15 protein-coding genes are annotated in these 16,718 nt (G+C 57.8%); 5 read left to right on the top strand and 10 right to left on the bottom strand.

Features of this window, described 5'->3' with window-relative positions; genetic code table 11:
• The first annotated feature begins 32 nt into the window (after positions 1-32).
• Positions 33-3,176 carry a D-2-hydroxyglutarate dehydrogenase YdiJ gene (gene ydiJ / locus AR456_RS05490; protein WP_021820366.1) on the top strand — a complete coding sequence of 1,048 codons (3,144 nt, stop codon included), beginning with the start codon at positions 33-35 and terminating at the stop codon, positions 3,174-3,176.
• Positions 3,177-3,268: 92 nt separating this feature from the next.
• Here the strand turns inward: ydiJ and AR456_RS05485 are convergent, their stop codons facing one another.
• Positions 3,269-3,712 (bottom strand): DUF411 domain-containing protein, encoded by a 444-nt coding sequence (locus tag AR456_RS05485; protein WP_021820365.1) that lies wholly within the window; start codon positions 3,710-3,712, stop codon positions 3,269-3,271.
• On the bottom strand, positions 3,709-3,906 hold the full coding sequence (locus AR456_RS05480) for a hypothetical protein (RefSeq protein ID WP_155829331.1): 198 nt from the start codon (positions 3,904-3,906) through the stop codon (positions 3,709-3,711). The genes AR456_RS05485 and AR456_RS05480 overlap by 4 nt, the downstream gene beginning before the upstream one ends.
• A 137-nt stretch (positions 3,907-4,043) precedes the next feature.
• Between AR456_RS05480 and AR456_RS05475 the strand changes: the two genes are divergently transcribed.
• Positions 4,044-4,310: a hypothetical protein gene (locus AR456_RS05475; protein WP_021820363.1), complete on the top strand. Its 267-nt coding sequence runs from the start codon at positions 4,044-4,046 to the stop codon at positions 4,308-4,310.
• Positions 4,311-4,624: 314 nt separating this feature from the next.
• Here AR456_RS05475 and trpC read toward each other — a convergent pair whose 3' ends face one another.
• From trpC to AR456_RS05460, 3 genes are all read right to left on the bottom strand, one after another.
• Positions 4,625-5,422, bottom strand: a complete 798-nt coding sequence (gene trpC, locus AR456_RS05470; protein WP_021820362.1) for an indole-3-glycerol phosphate synthase TrpC — start codon at positions 5,420-5,422, stop codon at positions 4,625-4,627.
• A 522-nt stretch (positions 5,423-5,944) separates the two neighbouring features.
• A complete protein-coding gene (gene trpD / locus AR456_RS05465) occupies positions 5,945-6,964 on the bottom strand; it encodes an anthranilate phosphoribosyltransferase (RefSeq protein ID WP_021820357.1) in 1,020 nt (339 codons plus the stop codon).
• Positions 6,965-6,991: 27 nt separating this feature from the next.
• Positions 6,992-7,576, bottom strand: coding sequence for an anthranilate synthase component II (locus AR456_RS05460; RefSeq protein WP_031208566.1), 585 nt, complete (start codon positions 7,574-7,576; stop codon positions 6,992-6,994).
• Positions 7,577-8,061: 485 nt separating this feature from the next.
• Here AR456_RS05460 and AR456_RS05455 point away from each other — a divergent pair, with 485 nt between their 5' ends.
• On the top strand, positions 8,062-9,303 hold the full coding sequence (locus tag AR456_RS05455) for a glutamate carboxypeptidase (protein ID WP_021820355.1): 1,242 nt from the start codon (positions 8,062-8,064) through the stop codon (positions 9,301-9,303).
• Between the two features lie 129 nt (positions 9,304-9,432).
• On the opposite strand, the gene trpE is transcribed toward AR456_RS05455, so the two are convergent.
• Entirely contained in the window at positions 9,433-10,923 is a 1,491-nt protein-coding gene (gene trpE, locus AR456_RS05450; protein WP_031208564.1) for an anthranilate synthase component I, read from the bottom strand.
• A gap of 255 nt (positions 10,924-11,178) precedes the next feature.
• Complete coding sequence (locus tag AR456_RS05445) at positions 11,179-11,844, bottom strand: phosphoglycolate phosphatase (protein ID WP_021820352.1); 666 nt, start codon at positions 11,842-11,844, stop codon at positions 11,179-11,181.
• 231 nt (positions 11,845-12,075) lie between these two features.
• On the opposite strand from AR456_RS05445, the gene AR456_RS05440 reads away from it, so the two are divergent.
• On the top strand, positions 12,076-13,374 hold the full coding sequence (locus tag AR456_RS05440; RefSeq protein WP_021820351.1) for an NAD(P)/FAD-dependent oxidoreductase: 1,299 nt from the start codon (positions 12,076-12,078) through the stop codon (positions 13,372-13,374).
• A 98-nt stretch (positions 13,375-13,472) separates the two neighbouring features.
• Here AR456_RS05440 and AR456_RS05435 read toward each other — a convergent pair whose 3' ends face one another.
• The 3 genes from AR456_RS05435 to rpe all read right to left on the bottom strand — a co-directional run bounded on the left by AR456_RS05435 (position 13,473) and on the right by rpe (position 15,467).
• A complete protein-coding gene (locus AR456_RS05435) occupies positions 13,473-14,333 on the bottom strand; it encodes a mechanosensitive ion channel family protein (protein WP_021820350.1) in 861 nt (286 codons plus the stop codon).
• 61 nt (positions 14,334-14,394) lie between these two features.
• Positions 14,395-14,706 (bottom strand): GIY-YIG nuclease family protein, encoded by a 312-nt coding sequence (locus AR456_RS05430; protein ID WP_155829329.1) that lies wholly within the window; start codon positions 14,704-14,706, stop codon positions 14,395-14,397.
• A gap of 62 nt (positions 14,707-14,768) precedes the next feature.
• Positions 14,769-15,467, bottom strand: a complete 699-nt coding sequence (rpe, locus tag AR456_RS05425; protein ID WP_021820348.1) for a ribulose-phosphate 3-epimerase — start codon at positions 15,465-15,467, stop codon at positions 14,769-14,771.
• Between the two features lie 217 nt (positions 15,468-15,684).
• Here rpe and cysP point away from each other — a divergent pair, with 217 nt between their 5' ends.
• The gene (cysP, locus tag AR456_RS05420; RefSeq protein WP_021820347.1) at positions 15,685-16,716 is read left to right on the top strand and encodes a thiosulfate ABC transporter substrate-binding protein CysP; all 1,032 of its coding nucleotides are present in this window, start codon (positions 15,685-15,687) and stop codon (positions 16,714-16,716) included.
• Positions 16,717-16,718: the final 2 nt, after the last annotated feature.

Below are 16,718 nucleotides of genomic sequence, written 5' to 3'. Positions count from 1 at the left end.
CCCTTGACCGATAATGCTTATCGACCGAGACCATGATTGCACCACTGCCCAACGCTACCGCGCCCCAGCTGGATCAAAACTACATCGGCTTTCTCGAGGCCCTGAGGACGACAGGATTCGAGGGCGAGATCGCCCCGGATTACGCCAACCGTACCGTGTTGGCGACTGACAACTCGCTCTACCAACGCCTGCCTCAGGCGGCGGTGTTCCCCCGCCACGCGGAGGATCTGGAGCGGATGGCACGCCTCGCCAGTGAACAACGCTTTCATGGCATCCGCCTGACGGCACGTGGTGGCGGCACCGGCACCAATGGCCAATCGCTGACCGATGGCATTGTGGTCGATGTCTCGAGGCACATGAACCAGATCCTCGAGATCGATGTCGAGAATCGCCGTGTGCGCGTTCAGGCCGGCGTGGTCAAGGATCAGCTCAACGCCGCCCTCAAGCCCCATGGCTTGTTCTTTGCCCCTGAGTTGTCGACCTCCAACCGTGCCACCCTCGGCGGGATGATTGCCACCGACGCCAGTGGTCAGGGCAGCTGCGAATATGGCAAGACCCGCCACCATGTATTGGAACTCGACAGCATTCTGATTGGGGGCGAACGACTGGTCACTCAGGCTATCGGTGAGGACGAACTCGAGCGCCGCTGCACTGAAGATTCGGCTTCCGGCCGTGCCTATCGCATGGCCCGAGAGATTATCGATACTCAGCGCCAGCTTATTGATGATATTTTCCCCCCGCTCAACCGCTGCCTGACCGGCTATGACCTCGCCCACCTGCGCGAGGAAGACGGCCGTTTCAATCTCAACAGCGTACTGTGCGGTGCCGAAGGCTCACTCGCCCTGACCAACGAGGCAGTGCTCAATGTACTGCCGATCCCGAAGCACTCGACACTGGTCAACGTACGCTATACAAGTTTCATGGACGCTCTGCGCGATGCCAGGGCGCTGATGGGTGGCGACGCTCGTCCCACCTCCATCGAGACCGTCGATGACCGTGTGCTCAACCTGGCGATGGAGGATTTCGTCTGGGACAGTGTGGCCGAGTTCTTCCCTACAGGAGACGAAAGTGCGCCGGCCATTGCGGGGATAAACCTGGTTGAATTCAACGATGATGACCCTGAGCGCCTGGCCGAGCGAGTCGCTGATTTCTGTCGTCACCTCGAACAGGACGCTAGTGTTCCGCGTCTCGGCTATACCCTCGCAGAAGGCCGTGCGGCGATCTCTCGGGTCTATGCCATGCGCAAGCGCTCGGTCGGTCTGCTGGGGAATGTCCAGGGTGAGAAGCGCCCCCTACCCTTCGTCGAGGATACGGCGGTCCCCCCTGAACACCTCGCCGACTTCATTGCCGAGTTCCGCGCCCTGCTTGATGGCCATGAACTGGAATACGGCATGTTCGGGCATGTCGATGCCGGAGTGCTTCACGTACGTCCAGCACTGGACATGAAGGACCCGGCACAACAACGCATGATCCGGGAAATTTCCGATGCTGTGGTCGCCCTGACCCAGAAGTACCATGGCTTGCTGTGGGGGGAGCATGGCAAGGGAGTGCGCTCGGAGTACGCACCGCGCTTCTTCGGAGAACTCTACCCCAGCCTGCAACGACTCAAGGGCGCATTCGACCCACACAACCAGCTCAATCCGGGCAAGATTGCCACACCACTCATTCTTTCGCCCGATGCCGCGGGAGCTGACCGCGAAGGCGAAGGTAACGATACCAGCGCAGCGATCAGCGATGACCCGGGCCTGCTGGCAATCGATGCAGTGCCCATGCGTGGTGACTTTGATCGCCAGATCGACGAGCGGGTGTGGCAGGTCCACAGCGATGCGGTCTACTGCAACGGTAACGGCGCCTGTTACAACTACGACCCCAACGACGCCATGTGTCCGTCGTGGAAGGCCACTCGTGACCGCATTCATTCACCCAAGGGCCGTGCCAGCCTGATGCGGGAGTGGCTACGACTGCAGGGGCAGGCCGGTATCGATGTGGTCGAGGAATCACGACGCAAGAAAAGCGAAGGGCTCGGTGGGTTCCTGCGCCATCTACCCGCTCGAACAATGAACAGCATGCGTGGCAAGGACGACTTCTCTCACCAGGTCTATGACGCCATGGCCGGCTGTCTGGCGTGCAAGTCCTGCGCGGGCCAGTGTCCCATCAAGGTCAACGTGCCGACCTTTCGTTCCCAATTTCTCGAGATCTACCACGGCCGCTACCTGCGTCCGCTGCGTGACTACCTGATCGGCGGGCTGGAATTTCTACTTCCCTGGCTGGCGCCTGCGGCACCGCTGTATAACGCCGCTCTCGACAACCGTCTCATCGATCGCCTGATGGCCAATGGACTGGGCATGGTCGACAGTCCGCGCCTTTCTCGAGCACGCCTCAAGAAGCTGCTCAAGGCCTGGGGAGTGGCCGAGGCCACGCCAGTGGCACTGAGCAGGCTGACCCAACGCCAGAAAGCCAACAGCGTAGTGCTGGTACAGGATGCCTTCACCAGCCACTTCGAGGCACAGCTGGTCGCCGATATCGTAGAGTTGCTATCGCGGCTGGACATTCGCGTGTTCGTCACACCCTACAGACCCAACGGCAAGCCTCTCAACGTGCAGGGCTTCCTCGGCGCCTTCGAGCGTACCGCTAGCCGTCAGGCAGAACACCTGAAGGCGCTGGCCGACAGTGATGTGCCGCTGGTAGGGATCGACCCTGCAATGACGCTCATCTACCGTCAGGAATACGTCAAGACGCTGGGCAAGGAGCAAGTGCCGGAGGTCTCGATGCTGCAGGAGTGGTTACTGTCTCTCGGTCCGCGAATCGTTCCCGCAGGTCTTGATGTCAGCGACGAAGCGCCGTTCTCATTGATGAGCCACTGCACCGAGAAGACCCAGGCTCCCGGCAGCCCCAAAGCATGGCAACAACTGTTCGAGCGCTTCGGCCTGCAACTGGAGGCGCTACCCAGCGGCTGCTGTGGCATGTCTGGTACCTATGGCCATGAAGCGCGCAACCTGGCAACCTCGAAGCAGATCTATGCCCAGTCCTGGCAGCCGGTGGTCGATGAACACCGGGGGTCGGGACGGCTGCTGGCGACAGGCTATTCCTGCCGCAGCCAGGCAAAGCGTCTGTCCGACAGCCAACTCCCTCACCCCCTTCAAGCACTGCTCGACGCCCTGCGCCGAGCAAGCTGAGTCGGCAACGCCAGAACGCCTCGTCAAGCAGGATCAGCAGCCAGACTCCGGCCCGATACAGCAGCGACCCGGAGTCTGGTGACAGTTGCCTCCTAGAGCGTCATGAAAGGCGTGCCTTTACCATCGGTGAAGGTGTAGACCTCGTAAGGTGCCTGCTGCTCACCTGGCATGCCAGGCGTCCCTACCGGCATCCCCGCGAGGCCAACACCATCAACATCGGGCCGCTCCTCGAACAGCTTCTGCAGTGCCATCAATGGCACATGGCCTTCAATCACGTAATTGCCCATCTCGATGGTGTGGCAGGCCCCCAGACCATGGGGCACCCCGGCATCCGCCTTGATCGGCTCCAGGTCGACCGTTTCCACGATGGTAACATCAACACCGGTCTCTTCCTCGAGGAAGCTGGCGTATTCATCGCAGCATCCGCACTGGGGGTGCTTGTAGAGTGTGGCCTCTTCCGGCATTTCGGCGAGGGCCGTGGCCGAGCCCAGCATCAGGGTGGCGGACAACATCAGCGGATAGGTATAGCGGTTCATGGGCGATCCTCCGGGATTGTGTTTTCTTGAACCATGGCGGTGTTTACCGTATCGACGTTGCCTCTGTTGAAGAACAGAAACTTGACCAGTGCGGCGACCAGCAGACCGACCAGCAACAGCATGCTGAGTGGCATCAACCAACCAAACCAGCCTACGGAGGACATCCAGACAAGGCATTCAGTCAACATCATCATGTAACTCCTGACGTAATATTCGGAAATGAGTAGCTTTCAGCTGTAACCGGCGACAGGCAAATGGCCTCTCACCCGCAAGTCTGTCGAAGCGTCAGGATCTGGGAGGTCGCCTGGGAGGCGCAGGGAGATACTCCACCATGACCAGTAAAGGCGCACTGGCCATGGGCTCGGGGGCAGCGGCAAAACTCGGTAACGTAACCGGTAACGTCACGCAGTTCGCGCACCCGGATGCGCTGCCATGGGGCATGTTGGCATCGGACACGCTGGCATCCAATGCATTGGACTCGGCAACCGCGCAGTCGACGACACAGGGATGCATCGACGCATTTACCACCAGGCCTGGCAACGACAGCAACACGATCAACAGCACGGCCACCAGACGGCGACTCACTGTTGTCTTGTGAAGTCTGTGGTTCCAACTGGCGATCACGTGGTATCCCCATAGACAGTATGTTGGCGGCAAACCTTGCCGCGGCAGGCGTTACCACTTCACACAATACCGGTTTCCCATCCCTCCGCAAGCCATGTGCAGCACCAGGGTTGTGGCGTAAGGAGGAAGAAAGGGGGTGTTTGTGCCGACTGTCGATACGCGGGACTAACGCAGTCCGGAGGCACAGGCTGATCGTGCCTCCGGTACTTTCAAAGGAGAGATACGCAAAGGAGAGATACGCAAAGGAGAGATACGCACAGGCGAGATACGATGATGGTCCCAGGCCCCCTAGAAGAACAGACTGCGTAGTCCTTCGCCGGGATCATCCTGACGCATGAAGGCCTCACCAACGAGGAAACCATGCACATCGTGCTCACGCATCCGCAATACATCGTCGCGAGTATTGATTCCTGATTCGGTAATCACCGTGACTCCAGCCGGGACCCGCGGCAACAACTCCAGCGTGGTCTCCAACCGCGTATTGAAGGTGTGCAGGTCACGATTGTTGATGCCGATCAGGCTCAGATCCAGCGCCAGAGCACGCTCCAGCTCGAGCGCATCATGGACTTCCACCAGAACATCCATGCCTAGTTGGGTGGCCTGCTGGTGGAGATCCTTCATTTGCTGATCCTCGAGTGCCGCCACGATCAGCAGAATACAGTCAGCTCCAATGGCTCGCGCTTCACTGACCTGATAGCCATCGACGATGAAGTCCTTGCGGATCACAGGCAGATTGCAGGCATCGCGTGCCTGAATCAGAAAATCCTCATGCCCCTGAAAGAAATCTGCATCAGTCAGCACCGACAGGCAGGCAGCGCCTCCCTGCTGATACTGAGAGGCAATCTCGGCGGGCTGGAAATCCTCGCGAATCAGTCCCTTGGATGGTGATGCCTTCTTGATCTCGGCAATCACCGCCGGATCCCCTTCATCGATACAGTGTTCCAGTGCAGCGACGAAGCCACGCGGAGTACTCTGCTCGGCGGCCCGCGCCAACAACTGCTGTTCGCTGATCTGTTGCTGGCGACTGGCCACCTCTTCGTCCTTGCGTGCCAGAATGCGGGTCAGAATGGTCGGCGTACTGGTCATCGTTATATACCTTTATTGAGCAAAGACTCGGGAAAAATTGGCCAGCTCTTTTTCGTCCTTGCATGCCAGAATACGAGGAAGAATGGTCGGCGTACTGGTCATCGTTATATTCCTTTATTGAGCAGAGGCTCGGGCAAAATTGGCCAGCTCTTTTTCGTCCTTGCATGCCAGAATACGAGGCAGAATGGTCGACGCACTGTTCATCGTCATATTCCTTTATTGAGCATAGACTCGGGGAAAATTGGCCAGCTCTTTTTCGTCCTTGCGTGCCAGAATGCGGGGCATAATGATAGGCGCACCGGTCATCGTCATATTCCTTTATTGAGCAAAGACTCGGGTAAAATTGGCCAGCTCTTTTTCGTCCTTGCGTGCCAGAATGCGGGGCAGAGTGGTCGGCGTACTGGTCATCGTCATATTCCTTTATTGAGCAAAGACTCGGGTAAAATTGGCCAGCTCTTTTTCGTCCTTGCGTGCCAGAATGCGGGGCAGAGTGGTCGGCGCACTGGTCATCGTCATATTCCTTTATTGAGCAAAGACTCGGGTAAAATTGGCCAGCTCTTTCATCTTCTCCAGCGGAAGCTTCGACGCCTGAGCGTCTTGCGCCATCATCACACCTTCCTTGAGACTCGTTGCAACATCCGCAGCATACAGCGCCGCTCCGGCATTCAGTGCCACGATGTCCGCTGCTGGCCCTTCACCGACCAGCGCCTGCTGTACCAGACGCAGACTGTCTTCAGCAGTTCTGACCTTCAGCGAGTCCAGAGACTGACGCTCAATCCCCACATCCTCGGGCGTCAACGTATAACGGTGAATCTCGCCATCCTTGAGCTCGGCAATCTGTGTTGGCGCAGCCAATGAAATCTCGTCGAGTCCATCTTCAGCGTGCGCCACCAACACATGCTGACTACCCAACTGTCGAAGCACCTCTACCATCAAGGGCAGCAGTTCGGGAGCATACACTCCCAACAGTTGATTGGGGGCGCCAGCCGGGTTGGTCAGTGGGCCAAGAATATTGAACAGGGTACGCACCCCCATCTCGCGGCGCGGCCCGATTGCATGGCGCATGGCCGGATGATGATTGGGTGCGAACATGAAGCCGACTCCCACATCATTGATGCAGCGCGCTACCTGCTCGGCATTCAGGTCCAGGCCGATTCCTGCGACCTGGAACAGGTCGGCACTACCCGATGACGAAGACACCCCCCGGTTGCCGTGTTTGGCAACGTGGGCGCCGCCGGCTGCGGCGACGAAGCTGGATGCTGTGGAGACATTGAACAGGTTCGCGCCATCGCCACCCGTACCCACGATATCCACCACGTTCTCGCAATCAAGGGTGACCGGGGTCATCAACTCTCGCATGACCTTGGCACAACCACCGATCTCATCGGCAACCTCACCTTTCATTGCCATCCCCATCAGGAAGGCAGCAACCTGTGCATCGGTCGCTTCTCCGGTCATGATAGTCCGCATGACCGCATGAGCCTGGTCGAAACTGAGATTTTCGCGGCGCATCACCGCGCCGATCGCTGCTGATATCTGCATTTTATTATCTCCTGGTCGGCGTTCGGTTCAGCGTCGCTGGATAAAGGCAGCCAGCATTTCATGTCCCTGACGTGACAGAATGGATTCCGGGTGGAACTGAACTCCCTCGATATCCAACTCCTTGTGGCGCATTCCCATGATCAACCCCGGAGTCACATCGCTTTCATCGGTCCAGGCAGTCACTTCCAGGCAGTCAGGAAGGCTATCACGATCGACCACCAGCGAATGATAGCGGGTCACCGACAGCGGATCGTCAAGGCCCTTGAACACGCCCTGGTTGGAGTGGCGAATATCGGAGGTCTTGCCATGCATGACTTGAGGTGCCCGTACAACCTTGCCGCCGAATACCTGGCCGATTGCCTGATGGCCGAGGCAGACACCGAGCAGCGGTAGCTTACCGGCGAAATGCCGAACCACCTCCATGGCAATCCCAGCTTCATTGGGCGTACAGGGACCAGGTGAAATGACGATATGACTCGGCGCCAGCGCCTCGATCTGCTCAATGGTGATGGCATCATTGCGGTGGGTGACAACTTCGACACCCAGCTCACCCAGATACTGGACGATGTTGTAGGTGAAGCTATCGTAGTTGTCGAGCATAAGCACTGCCATGATCATAACCCCCTGTATATTAATATATTAATTCAAATCATTACCCGGATAGTTGTCCGGGTTGATCGATGTACCCATGCCAGCCATGCGGGGGAGACGTTCAGGCACAAAAATGCCGCCCGCAGGCGGCATGTTCCAGACACACAAAAGCCGCCCCTTGGTCAGGAGCGCCACCACTGCGCCGGAATATGTGTCAGTTGAATGTTCATGAGATGCATAGTGCCGTGTGGCGGCCGGCCCTGTCAATTGCATACAGCAACCTGCTTCATTCCAGCCTACAGATACCACCGATATAACCAACGCTACTGGCAGGCTCGTTGATCAAGAAGCACAAGACTCAGCAACCTGTCGGCCGGCAGCAGGTAATTGCGTTTCCCCCTACCCTCTGCTTATCTTCAGTAGTCTGACAACGAATAGACTGACAACGAATAGACTGGCAACGAATAGACTGACAATAAATGGACAAAGAACATAAGGATCCTCTGATGAAATGCTCGATGCTGGCCATGGGATTGGCATATGGCATGTTTACCGCTACCGCACATGCCGCTCCACAGCAGGATGTGTACGACGCTGTCGAGCAACAGCAACAGCCGTTGCTACAAACCCTGGAAACACTGGTGAATATTGACTCAGGCACCGGCTTCGTCGCTGGCCTGAGCGAGGTCGAGGCAGTTCTCACAGAGCACCTCGAAGCATTAGGCGCCAAGGTGGAAGCTCACCCCGCCGAGGTCTACGGCGGCAACACTCTGGTCGGCCGACTTCAGGGCAATGGTGAGCGCAACATCATGTTGATGATCCACTACGATACCGTGTTCGGCGAGGAAACGGCCGAGGATCGCCCCTTCCGCATAGAGGATGGGCGCGCCTATGGTCCCGGAGTAGGTGATGCCAAGGGTGGCGTGGCAGTGATCCTGCACAGTCTAGAGGCACTGAAGACGCTCGGCTTCGACGACTATGGTCAGCTGACCGTGGTCCTCAACCCCGATGAAGAAAAAGGCTCGCTCGGGTCTCGCGACCTGATCCAGCAACTGTCCGCCGAACAGGACGGAGTGCTGGTGTTTGAACCTACCTTCAGTGACGGGGCCTCCGATGCCGTAACTGTCGTCACCAAAGGTATCAACTACGCTTTCCTTGAGGTAACTGGTCGAGCTTCCCACGCCGGAGGCGCCCCCGAACAGGGACGCAATGCCGTGATGGAGCTCTCCCATCAACTGCTTCAGTTGGGAGAGCTCGGCGACCCTGACAAGGAAACCACTCTCAACTGGACGATTATCGAAGGTGGCAGCAAGCGCAATATCATTCCCGAACATGCCCAGGCTGAGGGTGATATGCGCTACTTCGACAGCAGCGAATACGAACGCGTGCTGAATGAAGCTCGTGAGATCACCGCCAACCAGTTGATTGATGATACTGAAGTCGAATTCCGTCTCGACAAGGGCCGCCCACCCCTGCCCTCCAACCCTCAGACCGAAGCTCTCGCGGAGCAGGCGCAGCAGATCTATCAGGAACTCGACCGTGAACTACAGGCGGTAGAGATAGGCGGAGGTACCGACGCAGCCTACGCCTATCACGAGGACGCAGAGACTCCTGCCGTGCTGGAGTCACTCGGTCTGGTCGGCGGACGCTACCACAGTGACGAGGAGTTCATACTGGTCGATAGCATACTGCCACGCCTCTATCTAACCACACGCATGATCATGGAACTGTCCAACGCCGAAGACTGAGCATAGGCTCTGCCCCACAGGAGCCTGCATTCGTCCATCGACAGATGCCGGACACAACAATGCCGCCCTTGAGGCGGCATTGTTGTGTCCGGCATAGCTATTTGGGCAACTCCTGATACGACGACTCACTCAGTCTCTGGAGCCATCGAGGCCACGCTCGGCCATGGCCACGGCACGGAACAGCGCACGGCCCTTGTTCAGGGTTTCCTGCCATTCCAGTTCAGGTACGGAATCCGCAACCACGCCGGCACCGCACTGCACATGCAATTGCCCATCCTTGATCACCGCAGTGCGAATGGCAATCGCGGTATCCATATTGCCATGCCAGGACAGATAACCCACGGCTCCGGAATAGACGCCTCGTTTGACCGGTTCCAGCTCGTCGATGATCTCCATGGCCCGGATCTTGGGCGCGCCAGACAAGGTACCCGCCGGGAAGGTTGCGCGTAGAGCATCCATCGCAGTGTGCCCCGGCTTCATCCGGCCCGTGACATTGGAGACGATGTGCATTACATGCGAATAGCGTTCGACCACCATCTGGTCAGTCACCTCAACAGAACCCACCTCGCTGATACGCCCGACATCATTGCGCCCGAGGTCGATCAGCATCAGATGCTCGGCCACTTCCTTGGGATCATTGAGCAGATCCTGCTCCAGTGCCTTGTCTTCGGCTTCTGTCTTGCCTCGCACGCGGGTGCCGGCAAGAGGGCGCACCGTCACCACGCCCTCCTCCATGCGAGTAAGAATTTCCGGTGAGGACCCCACCACATGGTGATCGTCCAGATGCAGGAAAAACATGTATGGCGACGGATTGAGGCTACGCAGAGCACGATATAGATCCAGAGGCTCAGCACCGAACTCGATGCTCATCCGCTGTGACGGTACGCACTGCATGAGGTCGCCGGCAAGAACATAGTCCTTGATGCGCTCCACCGCAGCCTTGAAGCCGTCTTCCGAGAACCCGGAGGTGAAGTGCCCTTCCTCGATGGCAGGCCGCTCCCCGACAGGCCGTCGCGACAGTGTCAATGGACTACGCAGGCGATCTTCCAGATCCGCGAGGCGCTGTTGAGACCGCTGCAGGGCGTCAGCTTCCGCCGGATCGGCATGGGTCCATAGCGTCAGGCGGCCATACAGATTGTCGAAAACCACCAGCTCTTCGCTGACCATCAGCAGAATATCCGGCACCCCGATCGGATCAGGCTTTTCAACACCCGCCAGCCGCGGCTCGATGTAGCGAATGGTGTCATAACCGAAATATCCCACCAGACCACCATCAAAGCGCGGTTGATCGTCCAACTGCGGCACCTTGAAGCGCGCGTGAAATTCCTCGATCCACGCAAGAGGATCCGGAACTTCGGCGACTTGCTGGGTCTGGCCATCGAGTAAGTGAGTCACAGTATGCCCGCGCACTTCGATACGCTCGCGACATGGCAGACCAATGATCGAATAGCGCCCCCACTTCTCTCCGCCAGTCACGGACTCGAGCAGGAAAGTCCAGGGCGCATCGGCCAGCTTCAGATAGGTCGACAGCGGGGTATCCAGATCCGCCAGTACTTCACGGGTGACCGGAATACGGTTGTAACCGGCGTCAGCCAGTTGCTTGAATCGCTCGGCAGTCATCATGCCTGAAGTCCTCGATATAGCAGAAAACGATGGTGTTCACAGTGGCTCAGAGGATGAGCTTCACCATCGCCAGATACCGGCACACTCCACCATCATGGGCACAAGCAGGCGGTTGGGACGAACCTTGATCGAGAAACCTTGTAGAGGCATCGAGCTGTCCATTGCAGCGAATCCAGCGTAAATGGGAAGGGGTGCACGCTATAGCAAAAAACAATCAAGTAACGGCATAACCATAGCGTCTCCCGAAAGACACTAAACGAGTTGTGCCAGCGATTCAACCAACAGATCCGGCTCGCTGCTGGATACCGGCTCCCCATGATTGTAGCCATAGGGAACAGCTACGGTGACAAAACCAGCGGCCTTGCCCGCGGCCACATCATGGCGCGAATCGCCAATCATCATGGAGCATGCCGGCGCGACGTCGAAGCGCTCGCAGGCATACAGCAGAGGCATGGGGTCTGGTTTACGCCGTGGCAGACTATCGCCCCCCAGCCAACCCTCGAAATAGCCATTGATTCCGGTCGTTTCGAGAATCGGGCCGACAAACGCTTCGGGTTTATTGGTAACAATGAACAAGGGGATTCCACGCACCCAGAAACCCTTGATGGCCTCGATGGCTCCTGGATATAGGCGAGTCTGAACACAGGGATGTTCAGCGTAGTACGACAGAAACTGCTCGTGAGTCGTGTCTGCAAAGACCTCACCGGGCGCCTCTCCCAGTGCATCCGTCAAGGCTCGCTCGATCAACACACGCGAACCATTGCCGACCCAACGACGCACCTTGTCTTCTCCGGCCATCGGTAATGCAGCTTCCAGCAGAGCGGCATCGACCGCAGCAGTCAGGTCTGGAACCGAGTCGACCAGGGTTCCATCCAGATCAAAGACCACCAGGCCTATGTCCTCGAGTAGGTCACGCATGCATTTATTTCCTGGCTGATTCGGCACACAAGCAAGCAGGATGCCAGAAATGTCCCTATGGTCAATGCCTTCTGCATGCCGGCCCCTTCTACCGAACATCCAGCCATGCCCAACAGCTGCTGCTCTCAAACACCTTGTGCATAGGACAGGCTGAATCGCTCTGCTCTTCACATGGCACATAAGCCCTCTATGCGCATATGATGGCCACTCCACAAATTCAAGGAGCTCTTGATGAGCAAACCCACCATTGTTGTTGTCGGCGGCGGCGCCGGCGGCCTGGAGCTGGTCACGCGCCTGGGCCACCGGCTCGGTAGAAAAGACAAGGCCGATGTGATTCTTGTTGATCGAAATGCCACCCATATCTGGAAGCCACTACTACATGAAGTTGCTACCGGCGTCCTCGATTCAGGGCTCGATGAGATTTCCTATCAGGGGCACTCCGCCGCTCATGGCTATCGCTTCCAGCGTGGCACCCTGAGTGACGTGGACCGCGAAAACCAGCAGATCACTCTGGCTCCCATCAGCGATGAAGACGGCGACGAAGTGCTGCCCGCGCGCCAGATTCACTATGACCACCTGGTGTTGGCCGTGGGCAGTGTCAGTAATGACTTCGGTACCGAAGGCGTCAGAGATCATTGCCATTTTCTCGATAGTCCGGGGCAGGCAGAAGGCTTTCGCAGGGCTCTGCTCAACACCTTTCTGCGCATCAGCGGCAGTGAAACCAGCGAGAGCCCGGTTATCGCTGTAGGCATCATTGGTGCAGGTGCCACTGGCGTAGAACTTGCCGCCGAACTGCACGATGCCTCACGCATGCTCAAGAGCTATGGTTTCACCTCGCTAGGCCGTGAGCAACTCAGGGTCCATTTGATCGAAGCGGCTCCCAAGGTACTTCCGGTGTTGCCGGACCGTATCAGTCAGGCGGTACACCGGGAGCTCGAGAAGCTCGGGGTCAAGGTTCATGTAGGCACCAAGGTGACGCGTGTCGATGACAGCGCCATCTACACATCCGATGACAGCCGGATCGATATCGACCTCGGGGTCTGGGCAGCCGGCATCAAAGCACCTGAATTTCTCGCCGAGCTGGGGCTCAGCGTCGAACGCAACAACCGCATCAAGGTCTCCGCCACCATGCAGAGCCTCGACGATCCTCGGATATTCGCCTTCGGTGACTGTGCCAGCTGTCCTCAGGAAGACGGCTCCGTGGTGCCTCCACGCGCCCAGGCAGCACACCAACAGGCCAATGTTCTGTACCATAACCTGTGTGCCACCATCGAAGGCAAGCCGATGAAGGACTTCAAGTTCCGCGATCACGGCTCACTGATCTCACTGGCTCATTTCGACGCTATCGGCAGCCTGATGCGCGCAGCTTCGGCGCGCAGCCTGTTCATCGAGGGCAACCTGGCAAAGTTCTTCTACGCATCGCTCTATCGCATGCACCAACGCGCCATTCACGGCACCGTGAAGACCGGCATGATGCTGGTGGTCGATGGCCTCAATCGTTTCCTCAAGCCACGTATGAAGCTGCACTGAGGGAAGGCCCACAATCCACTAGCCATAAACCAGCAAGGCTGCCATTTCGGCAGCCTTGCTGGTTTCCATATCACGCGATTCGGTGCACCACGCAAGCCTTACAGTGATGGCTTGTCCTGCTGCCCTTCACCGTGGTGGTAGACATGCACATCGCGCTGCGGGAACGGAATACTGATGCCTTCCCTGTCAAAGCGACGCTTGATGTCTTCGGTCAATTCCCAGTACACGTCCCAATAGTCGACCGCCTTGACCCACGGACGCACGATCCAGACCACCGATGAATCGCCCATGGCATTGATTCGAATATTCGGTGCTGGAGTCTCGAGCACCCGCGAATCGTCGGCGATCGCCGCTTCAAGCACACGACGCACCGTATCGATGTCGTCGTCATAACCGACACCAACCGCCAGATCGACACGTCGAGTGGCATGCGCAGAGTAGTTGGTGATCGCTCCACTCATCATCTGGCCATTGGGCACGATGATCTTGCGGTTGTCCGGAGTCGTCAGTTCAGAGGTGAATATCTGGACATCTTCTACCGTACCGCTGACGCCACCCGCTTCGACATAGTCACCAATGCGGTAGGGGCGGAAGATGATGACCATCACCCCGGCCGCAAAGTTGGCCAATGAGCCCTGCAGTGCCAGACCAATGGCAAGACCCGCAGCACCAATCACGGCGATCAGCGATGCCGTCTGGATACCGATCTTGCTGATGGCCGCCAGGATCACGAACAGCAGCAACAACGTATAGATGATGTTGCCGAGGAACTTGATCAGCAACGGCTCCATCTTTGCGCGTTCCATGCCCTTGATGGTCATGCGGTGCACCGCCTTGACCACCCAGCGCCCGATAATGAAGATGGCCGCCGCTGCCACCAGATTGATTGCGAACTGAAGCCCGGTGGTCGAGGCAAACTCGATCAGCGCTTCAACATTCAGATTCTGCAGAAACTCCATGCACCACTCCTCTTGAGGATTCCCTTTTGCGGATCGTTACTTGCGGTTCGTTCTTCGAACATCAACCGGGTGTTGCACCACCGGATTCACTTCTCGCCTCCGAAGAGGACCTGCCCAATACGGCCCCACATTGCGTCAGCCAACGCCGCTTGGCGGCAACAGACAACCGTTTGATGCGTGCTTCCTCGCGTAGCGCCTCACTGCGGTCGCCGACGGGCACCTGATGAACCAACGTCAACGGGCCTCGTCCCCTGAGTGCCTTGGCACCACGACCACTGCGATGCTCCTCGAGCCGACGCACCACATCAGTGGAGATGCCGGTGTACAACGCTCCAGCGGCCGTCTCTACAACATAGACGTACCAAAGTGGCACATTATAGTCGTCTTTTTCACACATAATCGTTTGAGCATAGAAGTCCATTGAGCATAAGTGGACTATGCCAGACTGGCCAGTTCACGACGGAAAGCCTCCAACACCGTGTCATAGTCGTGCGCGTCTTGCTGACGGCAGGCATTGAAGATCGCCGAACCGGCCACGAAAGTGTCCGCCCCGGCACGGGCAATCTCGGCGATATTGTCGACCTTGACGCCACCATCAACCTCGAGGCGAATATCGCGGCCGCTGGCATCGATACGCTGGCGCGTCTGGCGCAGCTTGTCGAGCGTCGAGGGAATGAACGACTGGCCACCAAAGCCCGGATTGACGCTCATCAGCAGGACCATGTCGACCTTGTCCATGACGTAGTCGAGATATGACAGCGGCGTGGCGGGATTGAAGACCAGTCCGGCCTTGCAACCACCATCACGAATGAGCTGTAGAGAACGGTCGATATGTTCCGACCCTTCTGGATGGAAGGTAATATAGGTCGCCCCCGCATCGATGAAGTCACCAATCAGGCGATCCACCGGCTTGACCATCAGGTGGACATCAATAGGCGCGGTCACACCGTGCTTACGCAGCGCTTCACAGACCATCGGCCCCACGGTCAGATTGGGCACAAAGTGATTGTCCATTACATCGAAGTGCACGATATCGGCGCCGGACGCCAGCACATTATCGACTTCCTCACCCAGGCGGGCGAAGTCGGCGGAGAGAATCGAAGGGGCGATCAGAAAATCAGAAGTCGCTGTCATGATGAGGTCCGCAGCAGGGCACAAAAACGGCATTCTAACAGCTAATGGCAACATGTTGTCGGGGGTGAACGACAGCACTGGACGCCAACACATATTCCAAAATATAATAACCAGACGGATTGTAATTCCTATCGATCAACCATAGCCTGCGTTCAAGCGATACTTTTCCCAACGTTCCAACAACGCCTTCCCTACAACACCAGCAAGGAGTCAGCACATGTCTCTGCCCCTGTTTCTGCGTCGCTCTGCACTCACTTTGACGCTGACCAGCGCTATGGCCGCAGGCGTCGCAGCACCAGCAATGGCTGAGGACAGTGAACTGCTGAACTCGTCCTACGACATAGCCCGTGAACTGTTCGCCACCATCAATCCGCAGTTCCAGCAGCAGTGGCAGGACGAGCATGGCGAGAACCTGAACATCCAGCAATCGCATGGCGGATCCTCCGCACAGGCACGTGCCATCCTCCAGGGGCTGCGTGCTGACGTCGTGACCTACAACCAGGTCACCGACGTCCAGGTGCTGGCCGATGCAGGTCTGGTCGCCGAGGACTGGCAGAGCCAACTGCCCAACAATGCTTCGCCCTACTATTCCACTACCGCCTTTCTGGTACGCAAGGGTAACCCCAGGGGCATCGACAGCTGGGACGACCTGGCAGCCGAAGATGTGGAACTGGTGTTCCCCAACCCCAAGACCTCCGGCAACGGCCGCTACACCTATCTGGCCGCCTGGGGAGCTGCCGAGCGCATGTTCGATGGTGATGAAGACAAGGTGCGCGACTTCATGCGCAACTTCCTCGGCAATGTGAAGGTCTTCGACACCGGTGGCCGTGGCGCAACCACCAGCTTCATCGAGCGTGACATTGGCGACGTACTGATCAGCTTCGAATCCGAGGTCAACAATATCCGCGAGGAATACGGCAGCGATGAATACGATGTCGTAGTGCCCCCGGTAAGTATTCTCGCCGAGTTCCCGGTGGCGGTCGTCGAAGAGAACGCCGAGCGCAATGGCAACAGCGACCTCGCACGCGCCTACCTTGATTACCTCTACAGTGAGGAAGCCCAACGGACCCTGGCGGGCTTCAATTATCGCGTGCATGACGAAAAGGTGGTTGAGGAGTTTGCCGACCGCTTCCCGGACACCGAGTTGTTCAAGGTGGAAGACGTCTTCGGTGGCTGGCCTCAAGCAATGGAAACCCACTTTGCAAGCGGCGGAGAACTGGACCAACTCCAGCGTCGCCAGGCTAACTGATC

The organism is Halomonas huangheensis (assembly GCF_001431725.1).
Lineage (GTDB): Bacteria > Pseudomonadota > Gammaproteobacteria > Pseudomonadales > Halomonadaceae > Halomonas > Halomonas huangheensis.
This window is presented reverse-complemented; position numbering and strand designations above follow the sequence as displayed.